The following is a 16,975-nucleotide window of genomic DNA, read 5'->3' on the forward strand; positions in this document are numbered from 1 at the left end:
CGGAATACGCTGCGCAAACAAAGCGATCAGGGCAGATCGTCGCGCTGGACCTGCACGGCAACCGCTTGCCCGCGCGCCAGGATTGCGGTCATCGTGATGCGTTCGGCCTCGAGCACGGAGAGCGTCGCCAATTCTACCGCAATGGTCGCTGATTTCTCGATCAGATCGGCGCGGGCGTGAAGCTGTGCGGTCTGCCGCCTGCCGATCCACCGAGACACTTCCGGCGTCATCGCGGCGTCTTGATCGAGGCCGCCCAGCAGAGCCTGGCGCAATTCCGCGGCGCGCTCCGAAGACACGTTTGCCGTCGTGCGCAGTTCGTTCAACCGGCTGACGAACTCGGCTTCGTTCGTGACCGAGGACTCATCGAACAATTCGCTGATGTTGTTCAGGCACACCTGCAACCGAAACAAATGCAGGCGCAAATCTTCTCTGAATTGAGCCAAATTGCCGTTCATCAAATCTGGTACCTCTTTCGACGAGTGCAAGTCTTTCGCGTCGCAAGGTCACAGCCAAATAAAACCTTACAAATTAAGCCCTCGATGCCGGAGCGAAGCAACTCTTTGGAACGATTTATTCGCCACGCGGCGGAGTGGGGATTAACAATGTTGCGCGCGTGCCTCGCGTACAACCAAAGCAGAAATCACAGTCATCTTGCCCATTGCGAAGATAAGTCCGTGAAAAGCGTCCGAAATAGCCAGTCGGAGCTCGACGAGGCCTCGATGATCGAAGACGCTGATCCCTCCTGCGACGGCTTTTTTGGTCGTCGGATCGCTATGTATCTCGGAATGGAGGGTGATTGTGTTCACAAGGTCAATCGGCATGGAAAGCTCGCGCTTGCAATTACGCGGTTGACCTGTACCCGTCGCGTTCACAAGCGGGCTGCCGCGATTCCCTCCGAGCCGGCTTTCAGCATTCTTCATCGGTTTCCGGATTTGGAGCTGCATTCACCAGGGCTCACCGATGGCCAGTTATCCAATGGACCGGTCGGTGCCGGAACTGTGAGCGTCACCGACCTCCGCGACAATCCGCGGTGCGAATTCAGAGGTCCGTTCGAAGGTATCCAATACTACGTCCCGCGCCGCGCACTTGACGACTTCGCGCACGAGAACAATGCAAAGCCGATCTCCACCCTCGAGTGCACTCGCGATCGGTGCGATCCCTATTTGGCCAGGCTTTCAAGTGTTCTCCTGAGCGCCCTAGAGGAGGAGCGGGGTAACAATCAGCTCTTCGTTGATCAGCTTGGTATGACATTGCTCGCGCACTTTGCCCAGACGTACGGGGATCTTCGCTCGCGTGAGGGTGTTCACGAGGGCGGACTGGCGCCATGGCAGGAGCGTCGGGCCAAGGAGATCATGCGTGTTCGCCTTGCCAGCAGCCTGACGATCTCCCATATCGCTGCCGAGTGCAGGCTGACGCCGAGCCACTTCGCTCGCTGTTTCCGGCGCAGTACAGGGGTTGCGCCCCACGAGTATCTCTCTCAGCTCCGAGTCAAAGAGGCCAAGCGCCTTATGACGACTACCAAATTGCCGTTGGCAGATATCGCGCTGATCTGCGGGTTCGGTGATCAAAGCTACTTCGTGAGGGTTTTCTCCCGTAGAGTGGGAACGAGCCCTGGCGCCTGGCGTCGGGCTCGTTCTGAGGGATGAGGGGACGTCGGTCGTGTTCCGACTAACTCCAGGCGGAGAAGAGCCCGGACTGACGCGCGTTTCGCCGAGCTTCGTCGAAATGGAGGAATCGCGATAGCTTCGCGCTACGACGCCGAAACCTGATGCCCGCCTCAGGACGAACTTGAACGGTCCGGCGATCAACATCTGCAGGATCGGCGTCAGGGCGTCCCACGGAATTCTGATGTTGCCCAAGACGCCGTCCGGACGGGCATTGAGCGAACCGAGCGCGATCGGCTTCAAATCCTTGCGCCGATCCCCCTCGAGATCGGACGAGGGCAGCAGCGAGATCTCCGCTTTGTCGGTTTGCAGGCCCGATGGCGTTAGCAGGCGACCCCTGACCGTAGCCGACGCTATCGGGCGAGCAACGGAAAATGATCTTCGCAAGTAGCATGTCGTTCACGAGCGAAGCTGGAAACGCTATCGGAGCCGCTCCACCTTCGCCGCCATATCGGGGACGCGGCTTACTCTGTAGGTCGCGTTGCTGCATTTGAGAACCCAGACCTCGTGGTCGGGCTTCGATCGCTTCGCGTCCTTCACTGCACTGAGCGGCTTGCCGCAATCATTGCCTTGCATGCGTATCTGGGCAGCCAGCATGACCTGCGGCGTCTCCTCGATCGCGCGTGCGGGAGATCCCACGAGACTACTTCCCGAACTGCCGACGGCCAGAGCCAGGACGATACCAACGAGCTTCGACATATATCCCTCCCTCTCGAACGCTGCAGGCCTTCTTTCTGGTCAACCGTGCTGTCGGTATTTCTACCCGTCCTCGCAATAAGCGACGGGCTTGAGTGCCTTCAGAGCAACATCGAGTGTCAAATCTGAGGGTACATTACCGTAGAGCGAGACATTCTATCGCGGGTTGATACACTGTCATTTGCTGGCGGGGAGGACAAGCAAATGACGCGATGCATCTCCGAACCAAAGTCTCGTTATCGGCTCATCCGCGCAGCTTTCGGCCTGGCTACGGCGATGGCCGGATTCTTGTCCGACGCTGCATATGCCGACGAGGACGGCGTCTCGTACTGGCTTCCGGGGCGTTTCAGCAGCCTCGCGGCAGTCCCCGCGGTCCCGGGCTGGTCGATGGCCGAGGTCTACTATCACACGACCGTGTCCGCCTTCGGTAACGCAGCCGCGGCAAGAGAAGTTCGCGTCGGCCGAATCCCCGCTAACGTCAATGTCGATTTGAATCTGCGTCTAAACGCGCAGGCGGATCTTGTCCTGCTCAACCCAACCTATACGTTCGCGACGCCGGTGCTCGGCGGACAATTGGCGATCGGTATGACCGGCCTGTTTGGCCGATCCGCTGCAGCGCTCGATGGAACGCTGACAACGGCAGTTGGGCCCTTTGCGACAACACGCACCGGCACCCTCTCCGATTCGGTCACCTCCATCGGCGACCTATATCCGCAGGTGACGCTGAAGTGGAACCCTGGCGTCCACAATTTCATGACCTATTTGACCGGCGACATTCCGGTTGGCGCATACTCTGCAAATCGTCTTGCAAACCTTGGCATCGGTCACGGCGCGATTGACGGCGGCGGTGGCTACACCTATTTCAATGAGAAACTGGGGCACGAACTTTCGGCGGTTGCCGGGGTCACCTACAATTTCAAGAACCCTGACACGCAGTACCAAAGTGGCATCGATTTCCACATCGATTGGGGCGCTTCGCAGTTTCTCTCGAAGCAGCTCTTCGTCGGGGTGGTCGGCTACTACTATCAACAGATCACGGACGATTTCGGCCAGCCCCCGATCCTGGGTGGTTTCCGGTCGCGCGTGGTGGGAGTCGGTCCTCAGATCGGATACCTGTTTCCGGTCGGCGACATGCAGGGATATCTGAACCTGAAAGGGTATGGCGAGTTTGCCGCAGAAAATCGGCCGGCTGGCTGGAACACGTGGCTGACTTTCTCGCTGTCGCCGATGGCGCCCTCGAGCACTGTGGCGCCGACGCGGCGAATAGCTACGAAATAAGAGAGGCACGCGGCGGTGCGACCAAATCACGCAGCGAAGTCGCTGCGCCACGGCACATGACAACTAAAAATCGCGGGAAATACTGCGAAGCAAAAGTCGTCGGGAATCAACAAGGTTTCCCGTAACATTGGCTAAGTCGCACGAGCTGCATTCTTCGAACGACTTGCTGCAGAGCGGGCGCGACGTGGAACAAGATCATGGCCGGAGTTGGCGTGCTGTGCTAGCGTCGTGCTCGTAGAGGCTAACGAAATATTTTTTCGCACTCACGTTTAGCGACAAGCACCTTATCACCAGCAAGACCAGCGCACCCGTTTCGATCTCTGCGGACGCCATGCAGCGTTTTCGGCAGGCGATGTTGCATGTCCTTCGCGACGGCCCTGTGGGATGAAGATCCCACGCATCATAGTGAAGGTCAGAAAGGGGTGTTCGACATGCTCCTGCGGGTCCCAAGACCGACTTTATCTTTCTGCCTTGCCGCGCTGTCGGCTCAGTGAAGGGTGAAGCGCCAGAGCTTTGGCGCCGACGTTCGATTTCTCGCCGGCCACCGATCGGCTGCTTGCAGACAAAATCACCGGGAAGCCTGCCGAACCTCCCAAACAGGAGGAGGCAAACATGAAGCGTGCAAAACTGGTTCAGATCGCTGAATTGCTGGCAACGATGGTGTTGGAGGGTATGGAGGCAGACGTTGAGCAACACCGCCGGTCTCGCATTCCCTGAAAACAATCGGTAGCCCACGGCGGCGGTCAAGCCGGAGATCGTGTCTTCGCTGTTCGTATCGAATTCCCGTGGCGCCATGCTGCAAAGCAATACGCTGAGACCTTCAATGTTCAGACCCTCGAAAGCGATCATGCCGACGGTAGGCAAGGTGAATTGAACGAAGTCGCAAATCAGAAATCGCCAAATCGTAAGAGGAGGATTCGACATGCTTCGAGGAATTCTGACGCTGATAATTTCTCTTTGCCTCGGCGCGGCGGCCGCGCCTGCCGCGCGGGCGCAGGGCACTGCATCGGCCATCAGCGAACAAGAGGCGCATGCCATCGCGGTGGATACCTATGTCTACTTTTACTCGCTGATGTCGATGGACATCACGAGAAAGCAATTCACCAACGGCACGACCGATTTCCGAGGTCCGATGAATACCTTTGTCAACGTGCCGGAATACCCCCCGGCGGATTTCAAGGGCGTTGTGCGGTCGAACTTCGATACGCTGTATTCCGCCTCCTGGCTGGACATGACCAAGGAGCCCGTCGTCATCTCCGTACCAGATACAAATGGGCGCTACTATCTGCTGCCGATGCTCGACATGTGGACCGACGTCTTCGCATCGCCCGGCTGGCGAACGACCGGCACCAAGGCCGGCACGTTCCTGATCACACCCCCGGGCTGGCGGCCCGATCTGCGCGACAGGTTCGCGGAAGAATTCAGGCTTCCGAGCGACACCCAGCGCATCGAAGCGCCGACGCCCTATGTCTGGGTGATCGGCCGCACCAAGACGGATGGCCCGCCGGATTACGATGCCGTCCATAAGATTCAGGCCGGTTACAAGGTCACGTTGCTTTCCGAGTACGGCAAGACACCGAAGCCGGTCGAATTCAAGCCGGACCCAGGCGTCGACATGAAGACGCCGCCGAAGGTCCAGGTCGACACCATGTCGGCCGGCGTGTACTTCGCCAACGCCGCAGAGCTGCTCAAGCTTCACCCGCCGCACGTTACCGATGAGCCGATCGTCGCGCGGATGAAGAAGATCGGCATCGAGCCTGGCAAGAGTTTTGACATCGGCAAGCTCGATCCGGTGTTGCAACGGGCACTGGAGACCGCACCGCAGGATGGCCAGAAGCTGATGGCATGGAAAGTGCCGACACTGGCGCGGGTCTCGAACGGCTGGTCGATGAACACCGATACGATGGGTGTCTACGGCAACTACTATTTGAAGCGAGCCATCGTCGCCCAACTTGGGCTTGGCGCGAATCTGCCCGAGGATGCCATCTATCCGCTCAATCTCGGCGACGAGACCGGCAAGCCGCTGGATGGAGCCAGCAAGTACACAATTACGTTTGAGAAGGGCGCCGCTCCGCCGGTCAATGCCTTCTGGTCGATCACGCTATACGACCCCGAAGGTTTCCAGGTCGGCAACGTGCTCAACCGTTTTGCGGTGAGCAGCTGGATGCCGTTCAAGTACAACGCAGACGGGTCGCTCGATATATTCTTCCAGAACGATAGTCCGGGCAAGGACAAGGATGCCAACTGGCTTCCGGCGCCGAAGGGAGCCTTCAATCTGACCATGCGCCTCTACAGCCCGAAGTCCGATGCGCTAACCGGAAAATGGAATCCGCCGCCGGTCGTGAAGACGCAGGCGGGAACGGTGGGCTTGGCCCAATAAAAGTTGATTTGAACGCCGGCGCTTTGGCGCCGGCGTTCGACCGCACCAGCACAAACATCCCTGGAAGACCGATCGTTCGAAGCTGAAGCGAGTTGATCCTGAAGGAGATTCACATGTTGACCAAACGTGAACTGCTTCGCACTGCTGCGATGACGACGATCACCCTTGCAGCGACAAGGACCGTGCCGGCGTTTGCCCAGGCCAGCGCCGACCGACCGGGCTTCCTGAAGGCAAAAGACGTTGCCGAGGCAGGCTTCATCTACGGCCTGCCGATCGTGATGAACTATGCCGTCATGTATGAATACGCCGTGGATCGCAATTCGGGGCAGTTCAAGGCGCCGTTCAATCAGATAAAGAACGAGCCCAACGTGTTCACTTACAAGGACACCGCCATCGTAACGCCGAACAGCGACACGCCCTATTCATTCGTGTGGATGGACCTGCGGGCGGAGCCGATCATTCTTTCCGTTCCGGCAGTGGACCCTAAGCGCTACTATTCGGTGATGCTCTGCGACGGCAGCACCTACAACTATGGCTACATCGGTAACCGTGCCACGGGAAGCGAGGCCGGCGATTACATGGTGGTGGGGCCGGACTGGAAGGGTGCGACCCCGCCTGGAATAAAGAAGGTGTTCCGGTCAAGTACGCAGTTTTCAGTTGCCGGCTATCGCACCCAGCTTTTCAACGCCGACGACCTCGATAACGTCAAGAAGGTGCAAGACGGGTACAAAGTGCAGACGCTTTCTGCCTATCTGAAACAACCGGTCACGACTGCCGCGGCGACAATCGACTTTCCAAAGATCGACAAGGAGCTCGTGAAGACCAATTTCTTCGAATTCCTCGATTTTGCCCTACAGTTTGCTCCCGTCCAGGAGAACGAGAAGGAAATGCGCGCAAAGCTTGCCACCATCGGCGTTGGACCCGGCAAGACCTTCAACTTCAGAGACCTGCCGCTGGAGCAGAAGCTCGAAATCGGCCTGGGAATGAAGGAAGGGGAGCGGAAGGTCGATGAGGCTGTCGCGTCGGTCGGCAAGGATGTCAACGGCTGGCGGGTCAGTTCGTTGCCGGGCGATAGCGCGCATTACAACGGTGACTGGCTGAAGCGCGCTGTCGCCGCCAAGGCCGGCATCTACGGCAACGATGCAGTGGAGGCGGTGTACCCACTCACTCGCACCGACAGTGATGGCCAGACACTCGATGGCAGCAAGCACACCTACACGCTGACATTCGCTCCGGGTCAGCAGCCGCCGGTGAATGCCTTCTGGTCCATCACAATGTACGACGGAAAAACGCAGCTTCTCATCGAAAACCCGATCAACCGGTACCTGATCAATTCACCGATGCTGTCCGGCATGAAGACCAGCACCGATGGATCGCTGACGTTCTACATCCAGAACAAGTCACCGGGCGCCGACAAGGAAGCCAATTGGCTGCCGGCTCCGGACGGCCCGATTTATCTGGTGATGCGGCTCTACTGGCCGAAGACAGAGCCACCTTCGATCCTGCCCGCGGGCGAAGGAACCTGGCAGCCGCCCGGAATAAAGAGGGTTTCGTAGAGCTGCAAATTTCAGCCCGTGTATTGGTCCCGCCGCCGGTTTGCGACGGGAACGGCATGACACCGAGGTAAGTCAGTCCGTCGATCAATGGCCGAGAAGAGCTGAATGGCGATACCTGAGGGAGCCTGTGATGCTCGTCATCCTGACGCTCTAATATCGTCCTGGTGTGGCTCGTCTTCTCCAAGCTCAAGCTGGTTCGCTGGGGCTCCGGCACCGCGGCCGTGCTGACCGGCGCGTTCATCCTCTCGGTGTTCGAGGCGATGTTCAACTATTTGACGCCGTCGGGAAGTATCGTCGTGATCTCGCGGGTCGTTGAGGTTGCGCCCAACGTGTCCGGCTAGGTCACGTGCCGGAGACCGCAATCTCGCCCTGTCCCACCGATTTCAAGGACGGCAAGCCTGCCAGCGAGGGCGGTGCACAAGGCCTGCTTCTCCTGCCACGAGCCCGCTAAGGATCGCGACTACATCTTCACCCGCTACGCCCGTTGATATCCAAAGTGGAGGCGGCGGTGCGCTTCGCTGCCGAGCTCGGTTACGCGGTCACGGTGGTCAGCGACGCCATCGCGAGCTACTCGGATCGGGAGATGCACGCAGCGCTGGAGTCAACATGCCGAACTGCGCCAGTGCCATTGTGACCACGAACGAAGCTGTTGCCGTGATCTCCTCCGGGTGAGCCTTCGCATGAGCGTCAATTCCAGGTGACATACATTGGGGTGCAGGCCAGCGCTGTCACCATAGTCCAACTGCCTGGTTGATCATATTCGATCTCGCATGGCTTCTGCACTCAGCAGCCGATGCTGGAGCGACTTTGGCGAATGTGTCCGATGTGACGCGATGCGGGGATGCGGGTGTGCGTCACTCAATGGTGAGCATCCCGATTTGCCATTCGCGCAGCTGTGATTGTTCACAGCGTGTTTTTCCCGAGCGCATACCCACCTAATGTTCATCCAAGAAACTCGAAGGAAACGCGTTCAACAGAGCAGCCGATTCGAACCAGCGCGAATGCTCCGCACAAAAACAACAGCCGTTAGGAGCACGACCATGACTGGATTCAGGACCTTTGTTATTGCAGCGATGATGTCGATTGGCGCGATAAGCTCTGCAAGCGCCCAGTGCCCATTGTGGGCGACTCAAGATCCAGATTCGTTTCAGGCGCAATATCCCGATCGGGATGTGTTGAACGACTGCGAACTGACTCCAGCAGGCAGAATGGGCCTGGAACGCCCCGGCGGCGCCGCTCCCGTGTTTGGGCTCAACAGGCCTTATGAGACAGCGCCTGGCGTTGCCCAGCACCACGGCTTTCACAACCGATCGCGGTGAGTATCTGAAAATGGATCCGGATGGTCGGATTCCGGCGGAGAAACCGTAGCGCGCCAAGTCGAATGACCAAAAATCAATCCGCGCACCTTTCGGTACACGACCGCTCTCAGCGATTGCTAGGTGCTTGATCCCGCTGGTGGGCCCGGCAGGACTCGAACCTGCAACCAGACTGCATGAGCGGCCTGGATCAGCAGAACGCCCTTGTTTTTTCGAGGTTTTCTACGTCGACAATTTGCGATCTTCTGCGTTCGTTCAGGTTCATGCGGGACCCAATCGGGTCCCCGACAGGACCCGAAGAACAAAGGAGAACGGCTGGCATCATATGAGATCAACCGCCATGCCCTGCGTTCCAGCCAATGCTGTGAATCTGCTTCCGTTTTCGGCGGCATAGGGGACATGGCTGGACTTGCTATTTCCGCGAGAGGTCGTAGATCAGCGATTAGACCCACAAGCTCATGAGTCCTCTCCAGTTAAGGCAGGACTATTGTCGGCAAGGATAAGCGAATCCGCTGCGAGAAATCGGCTCCGCCATCGGCCGCCTGTGCGGCTTCGTTGATCAGGGATCCTCGCCTCAGTTCATCAAATGGCAGCGTCGTGTCTATCCGGCCCGAGTGGTACAGGTAGCTGTCGATCAGTCCGTTGAGGAGATGGCGAATGTCGAACCGGCCCCTCCGGCCGGCCGCATTCGCATAGCGCACGATGTTGACCGTACAGCTGTTGGTCAACAGATGATAGAACTCTGGCTGATCGGCGAGTTCGTTGATGCGCGTCAAATAAACCAGCAGTAGACGGCGCACGTCTTCGGCCGATGCATTGAGGCGATACAGGTACACCGGCTCCTGACGATGGTTGGTACGCACGCCTACGACGTCAGGTTCTTCACCTACGACGTAGATTAACTCGAATTGCTTGAACAAGGAGGCAACGGGCGCAAAGCCTTCGCCGACTTCGGGGCGCGTCTCGATGGAGATAGCCAGTGGCGGCGCATTGTCGAAGATAAAACTCACGAACGTGTGTCCGACCGGCCCCTCGGCAAAGTAGGAAACGTAGAAATCAAGGGCAATCAAGTGCGACAGCGACACCACGCGCTCCTCGTAGCGCACAGTAAAGTCGTTCCGGCTTCGGTAGTCGAAGTTACGTACACCGGTCAGGCGCACGTGGTCGCCTTCGATAACCGCGCGCGGCATCACCGCGACTTCCGGCCGCCAATGGCGGTTGTGCGAGGGTGGGATTGCGATCCACCATGCGACGACAGCGGAAAACATCACGAGGAAGACAACGGACATGCGCCGTTGGCGCGAGAGCCAGAGCGCCCAAATCGCGAACGCCGCAAACGCTCCGGCCAAGATGGTACGTGGCCCGCCCCAAGGCAAGTTCGAGTAATAGATGGCCAGAACGGCCCATGTGACGAGTACGATCCGGCAGAGAAAGCCAATTATTTCGGTCGACCAGCCGAACGACGTGGATACGAACTTCCGGACTGAACTCACCTGCCTCCTCCTGCCGCATCAGTGCCGAACCCAGAATCGGTGCGCCGGACACCGGGGCGAGCGCACTATATTGCTAGAGAGGCGTCAGCCGGCAGTGTACACTGATTGGCGCCTCTTGCTTGAGTTGTGGTATAGACCGGACAATCGGGCCGCAATCTTGGTGAGAGATAATAAGCGCTTTTGAGAAATCAAAGCTGCAACAAAGCCTGCCGCTGCCTCCGAATACAAGGAGCCGAAAATGCAGCAAGAGCTTACCGAGGCTTCCTCCCGCACGCCCGTTCTCGTTGACTTTGCCCTGCAGGGCGGCGGCTCTCACGGCGCCTTCACCCGGGGCGTTCTTGACCGGCTGCTCGAGGAGGACTGGCTGCGCGTCGAAGCAATTTCCGGGACCTCCGCCGGAGCGATGAACGCCGCAGTGCTGGCGGACGGATGGACAAAGGGCGGAGCCGCGGGTGCCCGGGCGGCGCTCGATGTCTATTGGAGACAGGTATCGCAAGCAGCGTTTTCAGTCCCTTGCAACGTTCGCCTCTCGACCGTTTGATGGGTCGTTGGACGCTCGACACTTCTCCGCTTTATCTTGCGATGGACATGACGTCGCGCGTCTTCTCACCCTACAATCTCAATCCGTTCGGCCACAATCCGCTGCGTGCCATTCTCGCCAAAAGCATAGACTTCGAACGCCTCGCGCGCTCCCCGGTGCGGCTGTTCGTTACCGCTACCAGCGTCCGCACTGGCCGCGGGCATATTTTTTCGCAATTCGGAGATCACTCCAGACGTTCGTTCTCATGGCATCCGCGTGTTTGCCGACGATGTTTCAGGCCGTTGAAATAGACGGTGAATTTTTCTGGGACGGCGGCTATGTCGGCAATCCGACCATCACACCGCTCGTGAGAGAGAGCGACGCCCACGACACGATCCTGGTGCAGATCAATCCACGCGAAGACTTTTATGGGAAGCGCCGCCGGCTTCTTTGCGCAATTCTTTCCACTATTTTTGCTTGGGGCGTTATTTGGAAAGCTAATGGAGGATAGCGGATCGGTTGGAGCGATCGCTAGCTTCATGACTTACCAACTGGGTTCGCAGCGAGCGGTGCTTGCTGTCGTATGCGCAGGAGCACTCGTCACCTACGGCGGCGTCAGCCTTTTCGTCGCTTTTTCGTGCTTGCACCAATGGCGCAGCAACTGTTCCGTTCGGCTGACATTCCACGGCGTTTGATGCCTGCCGCAGTTGTGCTGGGCACATCAACGTTCACCATGTCGGCATTGCCAGGCACGCCGTCGATCCAGAATGCTATTCCGATGCCCTTCTTCGGGACGACTCCATTCGCTGCTCCGTGACTGGGCGTGCTGGCATCCCTGATCATGCTGGCATTCGGGCTTTGGTGGCTCAATCGAGAAGAGACGGCGCCAAAAAACATGCTGAAGGCTTCGGCGACGACGTGCTGTTTTCACCAGATCGTCTCGCCGACGACGAAAAGCTTCGAGAGCGCGCCACGGCGTCACGCGACTTTGATCCGGCAGAGATTTCGCGTGGTCAGATGACCGATGTCCCGCCGTCGTTAGCGTTCGCCGCGCTGCCCCTCGTCGTTGTCATCGGTGTCAATCTCACAATGTCGGCTCTCATCTTGCCTCTCTCGATACATCATTCCTCGCGGAAGCTGGGGGGAACATCACTGGCGGCTGTTGGTGGCGTTTGGGCCGTCATGACGGCCCTGATATGTGCGATTGCGACCGTCATTGCGCTCAACAGGAAGCGGCTGCCGACACCTCGAATGACGATGGATGCCGGCGCAAATGCATCGGTTCTTCCTGCGATCAGCGTCGCAAGTCTGGTCGGCTTTGGCGCGGTGGTCGCGGCGCTGCCCGCCTTTGGCGTGGTGCGGGACGCGGTGTTGAATATCGGCGGCGGTCTGCTCGTCTCGTTGGCGGTCGCAACGAACCTGCTCGCGGCACTCACGGGGTCGGCATCGGGCGGACTAACGATTGCCCTTGATGCACTCGGAACGACTTACATTCAGCGCGCTGCCGAAGTTGGCCTCAATCCCGCGCTGCTGCACCGCGTAGCAGTGATCGGTTCGGGCACACTCGATAGTCTACCGCACAACGGTGCGGTGGTTACACTGCTCTCCGTTTGCGGATCAACCCACCGTGAAAGTCGGCATCGTCGGTCCGATCATTGCGCTCGCCGCAATCATCATCCTTGGCTCATCATTTGGCTCGTTCTGATCCCTGACGCGGGAAGCGTGCTGAAGCAGCGATCAACGCCAGCTCAGCAGGAGCCGACGATGCTTTTGAATGGGAATATCGGCCAGATGCTGTCTTCCAATGTGTCAGGTTACCTGTCGTTTAAGTTCCAGGAATAACACGGTAAAGTTGCCATCCGCGAGCCGGGAAGCTGCCCTCATTTTTGCCGGCTTTTGGTTGATTCGAAGGGCCGCGATCGGACTGCAAGGATGTGCCACACGCGTTGAGTACGTGGAGGACGCGTCATGAGAAAGGTCAGCTACCTGCTCTTGTCATCTTAGTTCTTTGTCTTTGCGCACCCACCATGCCCGCTGTCTCGACAGCATTGGCACAAAGCGTGACGATCGACCGTGACGGCATCCGCATCGATCGCAGATCGCGTGGAATCGATCGGCGTGAGGCGATACGCATCGCGCAACGGAACGGCATCAATCGCGTGAGAAGCGCGAGTGTGCGAGGACGACATTGGATTGTTAGCGGCGAAACGCGACGTGGGCGCGACCTTTTGCGACTAACCATCGACGAGCGATCCGGCCGAGTTGTCGGAAGGCGATACATTCATCGCTAGGTTTGGGATCGCGCAGGAAACGTGTGGCGAAATTGAGTTGCTTTCATAAGCGAGCCTGGCTCCCATTCGCTCGAGCGAAATGCCTGCGATCTTGTGGCGTTTTCTTGCAACAGATCACGCCAACCGTCATAGGCTTTGAACTTCGGTCGGAACAGTGAGGCGCGCGAAATGAGAAAATGGTTTCGACAAACCGCATTTTCATCGCTGCTTTCGGCCCTATCCATTGGCTTCTGTCAGCTAAGCGGCGCACAGGAACAATCCGGCGTCACGCTTTTCGAGAACGTTCGCATCTTTGATGGCAAGAGCGCCGCGCTCTCCGCCCCGTCAAATGTCCTGATCAGGGGCAATATTATCGAGCGCATCTCGACCGCCCCAATTGCAGTCGATCGCCGCGCCGATACCCGCATCATCGCTGGCGGCGAGCGCACGCTGATGCCCGGCCTCATCGACAACCATTGGCATGCGATGTTGATCCGGGTCACACCGGCACAGTCGCTCGGCGACGTCGGCTACCTCAATCTCCTGGCCGGCGCCGAGGCCACCGACACTCTGATGCGCGGTTTCACTACCGTTCGCGACGTGGGCGGGCCGGTGTTCGGTCTCAAGAGCGCCATCGACGAGGGCATCGTCAAGGGCCCGCGCATTTATCCGTCCGGCGCCGTCATTACCGTCACGAGCGGGCATGGGGATTTCCGCCAGCTCACTGACCTGCCGCGGACGATCGGCGGCATGCCCACCCGCATGGAGCAGACCGGCGGCGCAATGGTGGCGGACAGCCCCGACGAGGTGCGCGTGCGCGCCCGCGAACAGCTCATGCAGGGCGCCTCCCAGGTCAAGTTGACGGCGGGCGGCGGAGTGTCGTCCCCCTTCAGTCCGATCGACGTGACCACCTTTACCGAGCCCGAACTGCGCGCCGCGGTTGAAGCGGCCGAGAATTGGGGCACGTACGTCGCCGCACATGCCTTTACAACGGCTGCGATCCGGGGGGCTATTGCGGCTGGCGTGAAGTGTATCGAGCACGGCTTCCTGGTGGACGAAGCAACAGCCAAACTGATGGCAGAGAAGGGTGTTTGGCTGAGCATGCAGCCTCTCCCCGAGGACTTGAGACTGGGCTTTCCAGTCGGCTCCGTCCAGCGAGCCAAGGCCGATGAGGTCTGGCCCGGCATAGCTAGGTCCTACGAATTGGCGAAGAAGTACAAGATCAAGACGGCGTGGGGCACGGACGTCCTATTCTCCGCCGCGCTGGCACGCCAACAAGGGGCCATCCTCGCCTCGCTTTCACGCTGGTACACCCCCGCGGAAGCGCTGATCATGGCGACATCGACAAACGCCGAACTGCTGGGGCTGTCCGGTAAGCGGAATCCTTATCCCGGCAAACTCGGCGTCGTGGAACAGGGCGCACTCGCGGATTTGCTCCTTATCGATGGAAATCCATTGGACAATATCAACCTGATTGCCGATCCCGCCAACAACTTCAAGATCATCATGAAGGACGGAAATATCTACAAGAATACGCTAGCCCGTTAGACTAGGATTCTGTGAACAAGCATGTCGACTGCCGATTTGCGATCATTCCATGCCTAATCTGCGCGCACCGTACAAGGCATAGCGAGCGAAGCAGGATTGACTCGCTGCGCTGCGAAACCTGCTATCCGGGCATAGCGGACTTTGGCAAGCCTTCCGCCGGCAGATTTATTCTTTCACGGCCTGATTGCTCGAATGCTGCGAGTACGGATGGTTGGCTTGGCCGCCTCGCGGGTGCCGACGACGCGCTTGGGCGTCTCCCGCTTGCGAGTGATCGCCCCGGACGCCTCCTTCAAGTAATCGGAATGGTGATGACCGTAGGTGTCGATCATAACCTTCACCGCTTGCCATGGGTCAGTGCCTAGCTGCATGAGCCAGGTCGCTGCCGTATGGCTTAGCGTGTGGAGAGTAACATTGCCGTCAAGTCTGGCAGCGGGCTCTGTCGGGAAACCAAGCAAAATCAGCGGTTCTTGATCGAGATCATGCACGTTTTGTATAGGTTTTGCCTGCAATCGCGCCGAAGAGCCTGCTGCTGTGGGGGGGGCCGGTCGGCGTTTCGAATTGCGCGACGATGCATTAGTGCCACTGATTTGCCCGACGTGTCAAAATGATCTCGCTGGATTCGCTTCAAGCATTTATGCCAGCGACCACCGGCTACTTTGCATGGGGTTGTTTTTCGATATTTTGATTGGGCGCAGGGTGGCTTGCCGAGCCGTAGCTCGCGTGCAGCGCCCGCCTTCACCCAAGTGGGCTTCGGCGCGGCAGCCTTCACTCGCTTCGCGAGCGAAGGCTGGTGGGCCCGGCAGGACTCGAACCTGCAACCAGACCGTTATGAGCGGCCGGCTCTAACCATTGAGCTACAGGCCCCGCCGCGAGGCGGCCGCAGCTAGGGCGGCCGGCAACGGTGCGCGGTTCGTTTACAGGGCCTGAGGCGGGGGTGCAATGCTGGCCCTGGCGGGCGGCAAGCCCCGGCGGAATCGCTGCTCATTTTCAAATAACCGAAATCGGGCGATGATGCCTGCATACCCCTGTTTTGCCCGACGAAGCCAACCGCCTCGCGGCGGCCGGCTTTTTCGGGTCAGCTAACCCATTGAAATTGTTGGCCTCGTCTACTGTGCATGGGGTTGTTTTGCGACTTTTGACGCGGGGGGCCCTCCCAGGGCCCCCCGATGTCTTGCCGCGAGCCTCAGGCTCGCGGCCGAGCCCCGCGCTAATCCACCGAGACCCCCGCGAACTCCACCACCTTGCGCCACTTCTCGGTCTCGTTCGCGACCAGCTTGCCGAACTCGGCCGGCGTCATCGGCTTGGGCAGGCCGCCGACTTCGGTGAGGCGCGCCACCAGCTTCGGGTCCTTCAGCGCTTCGCCGACGGCCTTGTTGAGCGTCTCGATCACCTCGCTCGGCGTGCCCTTCGGCGCGGAGATGCCGTAGAAGCCGACCGACTCGAAGCCCGGCACGGTCTCGGCGATCGCGGGCACGTCGGGCACGCTCGGCCAACGCTGCGGCGAGGTCACGCCCAGCGCGCGGACAGTGCCGCCTTTCACCTGCTCCATGGCCGAAGGCAGGTTGTCGAAGATCAGCTGCACCTTGTTGGAGATGATGTCGGGGAAGGCGACCGCGGAGCCGCGATAGGGCACGTGCACCATGTCGCATTTGGTCAGCACCTTGAACAGCTCGGCCGACATGTGCACCGAGGTGCCGTTGCCGGACGAGGCAAAGGAGATCTTGCCGGGATTGGCCTTGCAATAGTCGACGAACTCCTGGACGGTCTTGGCCGGGAACGCGTTGGACACGACCAGCATGTTGGTGAGCTGCATGATGCTCGCGACCGGGACGGTGTCGCGCAGGAAGTCGAACGGCAGCTTCTTGTAGAGCGAGGTCGAGATCGCGTTGTTGGGCGCGACGAACAGCAGCGTGTAGCCGTCCGGCGGCGAGCTGATGGCGGCGGCGGCGGCGATGTTGCCGCCGGAGCCGGTGCGGTTCTCGACGATGAATTGCTGGCCGAGACGGTCCGACAGCCACTGCGCCATGATCCGCGCCACGATGTCGACCGGGCCGCCGGCGGAAAATCCGATCAGCCAGTGCACGGGGCGGTCGGGATAGGCGGCGGAGGCGGGAGGCGTGACGCTGAAAAGACCTGTGAGGACCGCGAGCCCGAAAACACCGCACCGCAAAATGCGCAACATGACGCCTCCCGTTGTTCTATTGTCGTTGGGGGCATGCTTTCACAGAATCGGCTCCCTGCCTACTTCGCCGCA

Annotated in this window: 12 protein-coding genes, 1 tRNA gene and 3 pseudogenes; 9 read left to right on the forward strand and 7 right to left on the reverse strand. The window is 59.3% G+C overall.

Annotated features, from left to right (window positions below; translation table 11 throughout):
* Positions 1-26: 26 nt before the first annotated feature.
* Both E4K64_RS20720 and E4K64_RS41190 read right to left on the reverse strand, forming a co-directional pair.
* On the reverse strand, positions 27-455 hold the full coding sequence (locus tag E4K64_RS20720) for a hypothetical protein (protein ID WP_135165170.1): 429 nt from the start codon (positions 453-455) through the stop codon (positions 27-29).
* A 141-nt stretch (positions 456-596) separates the two neighbouring features.
* Positions 597-920 (reverse strand): hypothetical protein, encoded by a 324-nt coding sequence (locus E4K64_RS41190; protein WP_235884742.1) that lies wholly within the window; start codon positions 918-920, stop codon positions 597-599.
* A gap of 432 nt (positions 921-1,352) precedes the next feature.
* Between E4K64_RS41190 and E4K64_RS41195 the strand changes: the two genes are divergently transcribed.
* The gene (locus tag E4K64_RS41195) at positions 1,353-1,646 is read left to right on the forward strand and encodes a helix-turn-helix domain-containing protein (RefSeq protein ID WP_235884741.1); all 294 of its coding nucleotides are present in this window, start codon (positions 1,353-1,355) and stop codon (positions 1,644-1,646) included.
* 438 nt (positions 1,647-2,084) lie between these two features.
* On the opposite strand, the gene E4K64_RS20735 is transcribed toward E4K64_RS41195, so the two are convergent.
* Positions 2,085-2,363 (reverse strand): hypothetical protein, encoded by a 279-nt coding sequence (locus tag E4K64_RS20735; protein ID WP_167772156.1) that lies wholly within the window; start codon positions 2,361-2,363, stop codon positions 2,085-2,087.
* A gap of 201 nt (positions 2,364-2,564) precedes the next feature.
* On the opposite strand from E4K64_RS20735, the gene E4K64_RS20740 reads away from it, so the two are divergent.
* From E4K64_RS20740 to E4K64_RS20760, 5 genes and pseudogenes are all read left to right on the forward strand, one after another.
* On the forward strand, positions 2,565-3,638 hold the full coding sequence (locus tag E4K64_RS20740) for a SphA family protein (RefSeq protein WP_135165171.1): 1,074 nt from the start codon (positions 2,565-2,567) through the stop codon (positions 3,636-3,638).
* 922 nt (positions 3,639-4,560) lie between these two features.
* Positions 4,561-6,018, forward strand: a complete 1,458-nt coding sequence (locus E4K64_RS20745) for a DUF1254 domain-containing protein (RefSeq protein ID WP_135165172.1) — start codon at positions 4,561-4,563, stop codon at positions 6,016-6,018.
* Between the two features lie 113 nt (positions 6,019-6,131).
* Positions 6,132-7,574 carry a DUF1254 domain-containing protein gene (locus E4K64_RS20750; protein ID WP_135165173.1) on the forward strand — a complete coding sequence of 481 codons (1,443 nt, stop codon included), beginning with the start codon at positions 6,132-6,134 and terminating at the stop codon, positions 7,572-7,574.
* Between the two features lie 164 nt (positions 7,575-7,738).
* Positions 7,739-7,915 (forward strand): hypothetical protein, encoded by a 177-nt coding sequence (locus tag E4K64_RS40455; RefSeq protein WP_167772157.1) that lies wholly within the window; start codon positions 7,739-7,741, stop codon positions 7,913-7,915.
* Positions 7,916-8,070: 155 nt separating this feature from the next.
* Positions 8,071-8,246: pseudogene (locus tag E4K64_RS20760) on the forward strand (isochorismatase family protein); the annotation flags it as partial.
* 1,117 nt (positions 8,247-9,363) lie between these two features.
* Here the strand turns inward: E4K64_RS20760 and E4K64_RS20770 are convergent.
* Entirely contained in the window at positions 9,364-10,383 is a 1,020-nt protein-coding gene (locus E4K64_RS20770) for an Lnb N-terminal periplasmic domain-containing protein (RefSeq protein ID WP_135165175.1), read from the reverse strand.
* Between the two features lie 238 nt (positions 10,384-10,621).
* On the opposite strand from E4K64_RS20770, the pseudogene E4K64_RS41760 reads away from it, so the two are divergent.
* The 3 genes and pseudogenes from E4K64_RS41760 to E4K64_RS20785 form a co-directional block, all read left to right on the forward strand.
* Positions 10,622-11,324 (forward strand): annotated as a pseudogene (locus tag E4K64_RS41760) (patatin-like phospholipase family protein); the annotation flags it as partial.
* Positions 11,323-12,608, forward strand: a pseudogene (locus E4K64_RS20780) (GntP family permease); the annotation flags it as partial. The pseudogenes E4K64_RS41760 and E4K64_RS20780, both read left to right, overlap by 2 nt.
* 754 nt (positions 12,609-13,362) lie before the next feature.
* Positions 13,363-14,721: a metal-dependent hydrolase family protein gene (locus tag E4K64_RS20785; RefSeq protein ID WP_126259918.1), complete on the forward strand. Its 1,359-nt coding sequence runs from the start codon at positions 13,363-13,365 to the stop codon at positions 14,719-14,721.
* A gap of 173 nt (positions 14,722-14,894) precedes the next feature.
* On the opposite strand, the gene E4K64_RS41900 is transcribed toward E4K64_RS20785, so the two are convergent.
* The 3 genes from E4K64_RS41900 to E4K64_RS20800 form a co-directional block, all read right to left on the reverse strand.
* Entirely contained in the window at positions 14,895-15,050 is a 156-nt protein-coding gene (locus E4K64_RS41900; RefSeq protein WP_430642518.1) for a hypothetical protein, read from the reverse strand.
* A 459-nt stretch (positions 15,051-15,509) separates the two neighbouring features.
* Positions 15,510-15,585 (reverse strand) — tRNA-Ile (locus E4K64_RS20795).
* Positions 15,586-15,928: 343 nt separating this feature from the next.
* Positions 15,929-16,903 (reverse strand): Bug family tripartite tricarboxylate transporter substrate binding protein, encoded by a 975-nt coding sequence (locus tag E4K64_RS20800; RefSeq protein WP_135165176.1) that lies wholly within the window; start codon positions 16,901-16,903, stop codon positions 15,929-15,931.
* Positions 16,904-16,975: the final 72 nt, after the last annotated feature.

Source organism: Bradyrhizobium frederickii, assembly GCF_004570865.1.
GTDB classification, from domain to species: Bacteria; Pseudomonadota; Alphaproteobacteria; order Rhizobiales; family Xanthobacteraceae; genus Bradyrhizobium; species Bradyrhizobium frederickii.

Bases quoted from the DNA above. Each gene is read 5' to 3' on its own strand.
- E4K64_RS20720 (WP_135165170.1), bottom strand. From the start codon at position 455: ATGAACGGCAATTTGGCTCAATTCAGAGAAGATTTGCGCCTGCATTTG.
- E4K64_RS41900 (WP_430642518.1), bottom strand. From the start codon at position 15,050: ATGATCGACACCTACGGTCATCACCATTCCGATTACTTGAAGGAGGCG.
- E4K64_RS41190 (WP_235884742.1), bottom strand. From the start codon at position 920: ATGAAGAATGCTGAAAGCCGGCTCGGAGGGAATCGCGGCAGCCCGCTT.
- E4K64_RS20735 (WP_167772156.1), bottom strand. From the start codon at position 2,363: ATGTCGAAGCTCGTTGGTATCGTCCTGGCTCTGGCCGTCGGCAGTTCG.
- E4K64_RS20745 (WP_135165172.1), top strand. From the start codon at position 4,561: ATGCTTCGAGGAATTCTGACGCTGATAATTTCTCTTTGCCTCGGCGCG.
- E4K64_RS20750 (WP_135165173.1), top strand. From the start codon at position 6,132: ATGTTGACCAAACGTGAACTGCTTCGCACTGCTGCGATGACGACGATC.
- E4K64_RS20740 (WP_135165171.1), top strand. From the start codon at position 2,565: ATGACGCGATGCATCTCCGAACCAAAGTCTCGTTATCGGCTCATCCGC.
- E4K64_RS20785 (WP_126259918.1), top strand. From the start codon at position 13,363: ATGAGAAAATGGTTTCGACAAACCGCATTTTCATCGCTGCTTTCGGCC.
- E4K64_RS41195 (WP_235884741.1), top strand. From the start codon at position 1,353: ATGCGTGTTCGCCTTGCCAGCAGCCTGACGATCTCCCATATCGCTGCC.
- E4K64_RS20800 (WP_135165176.1), bottom strand. From the start codon at position 16,903: ATGTTGCGCATTTTGCGGTGCGGTGTTTTCGGGCTCGCGGTCCTCACA.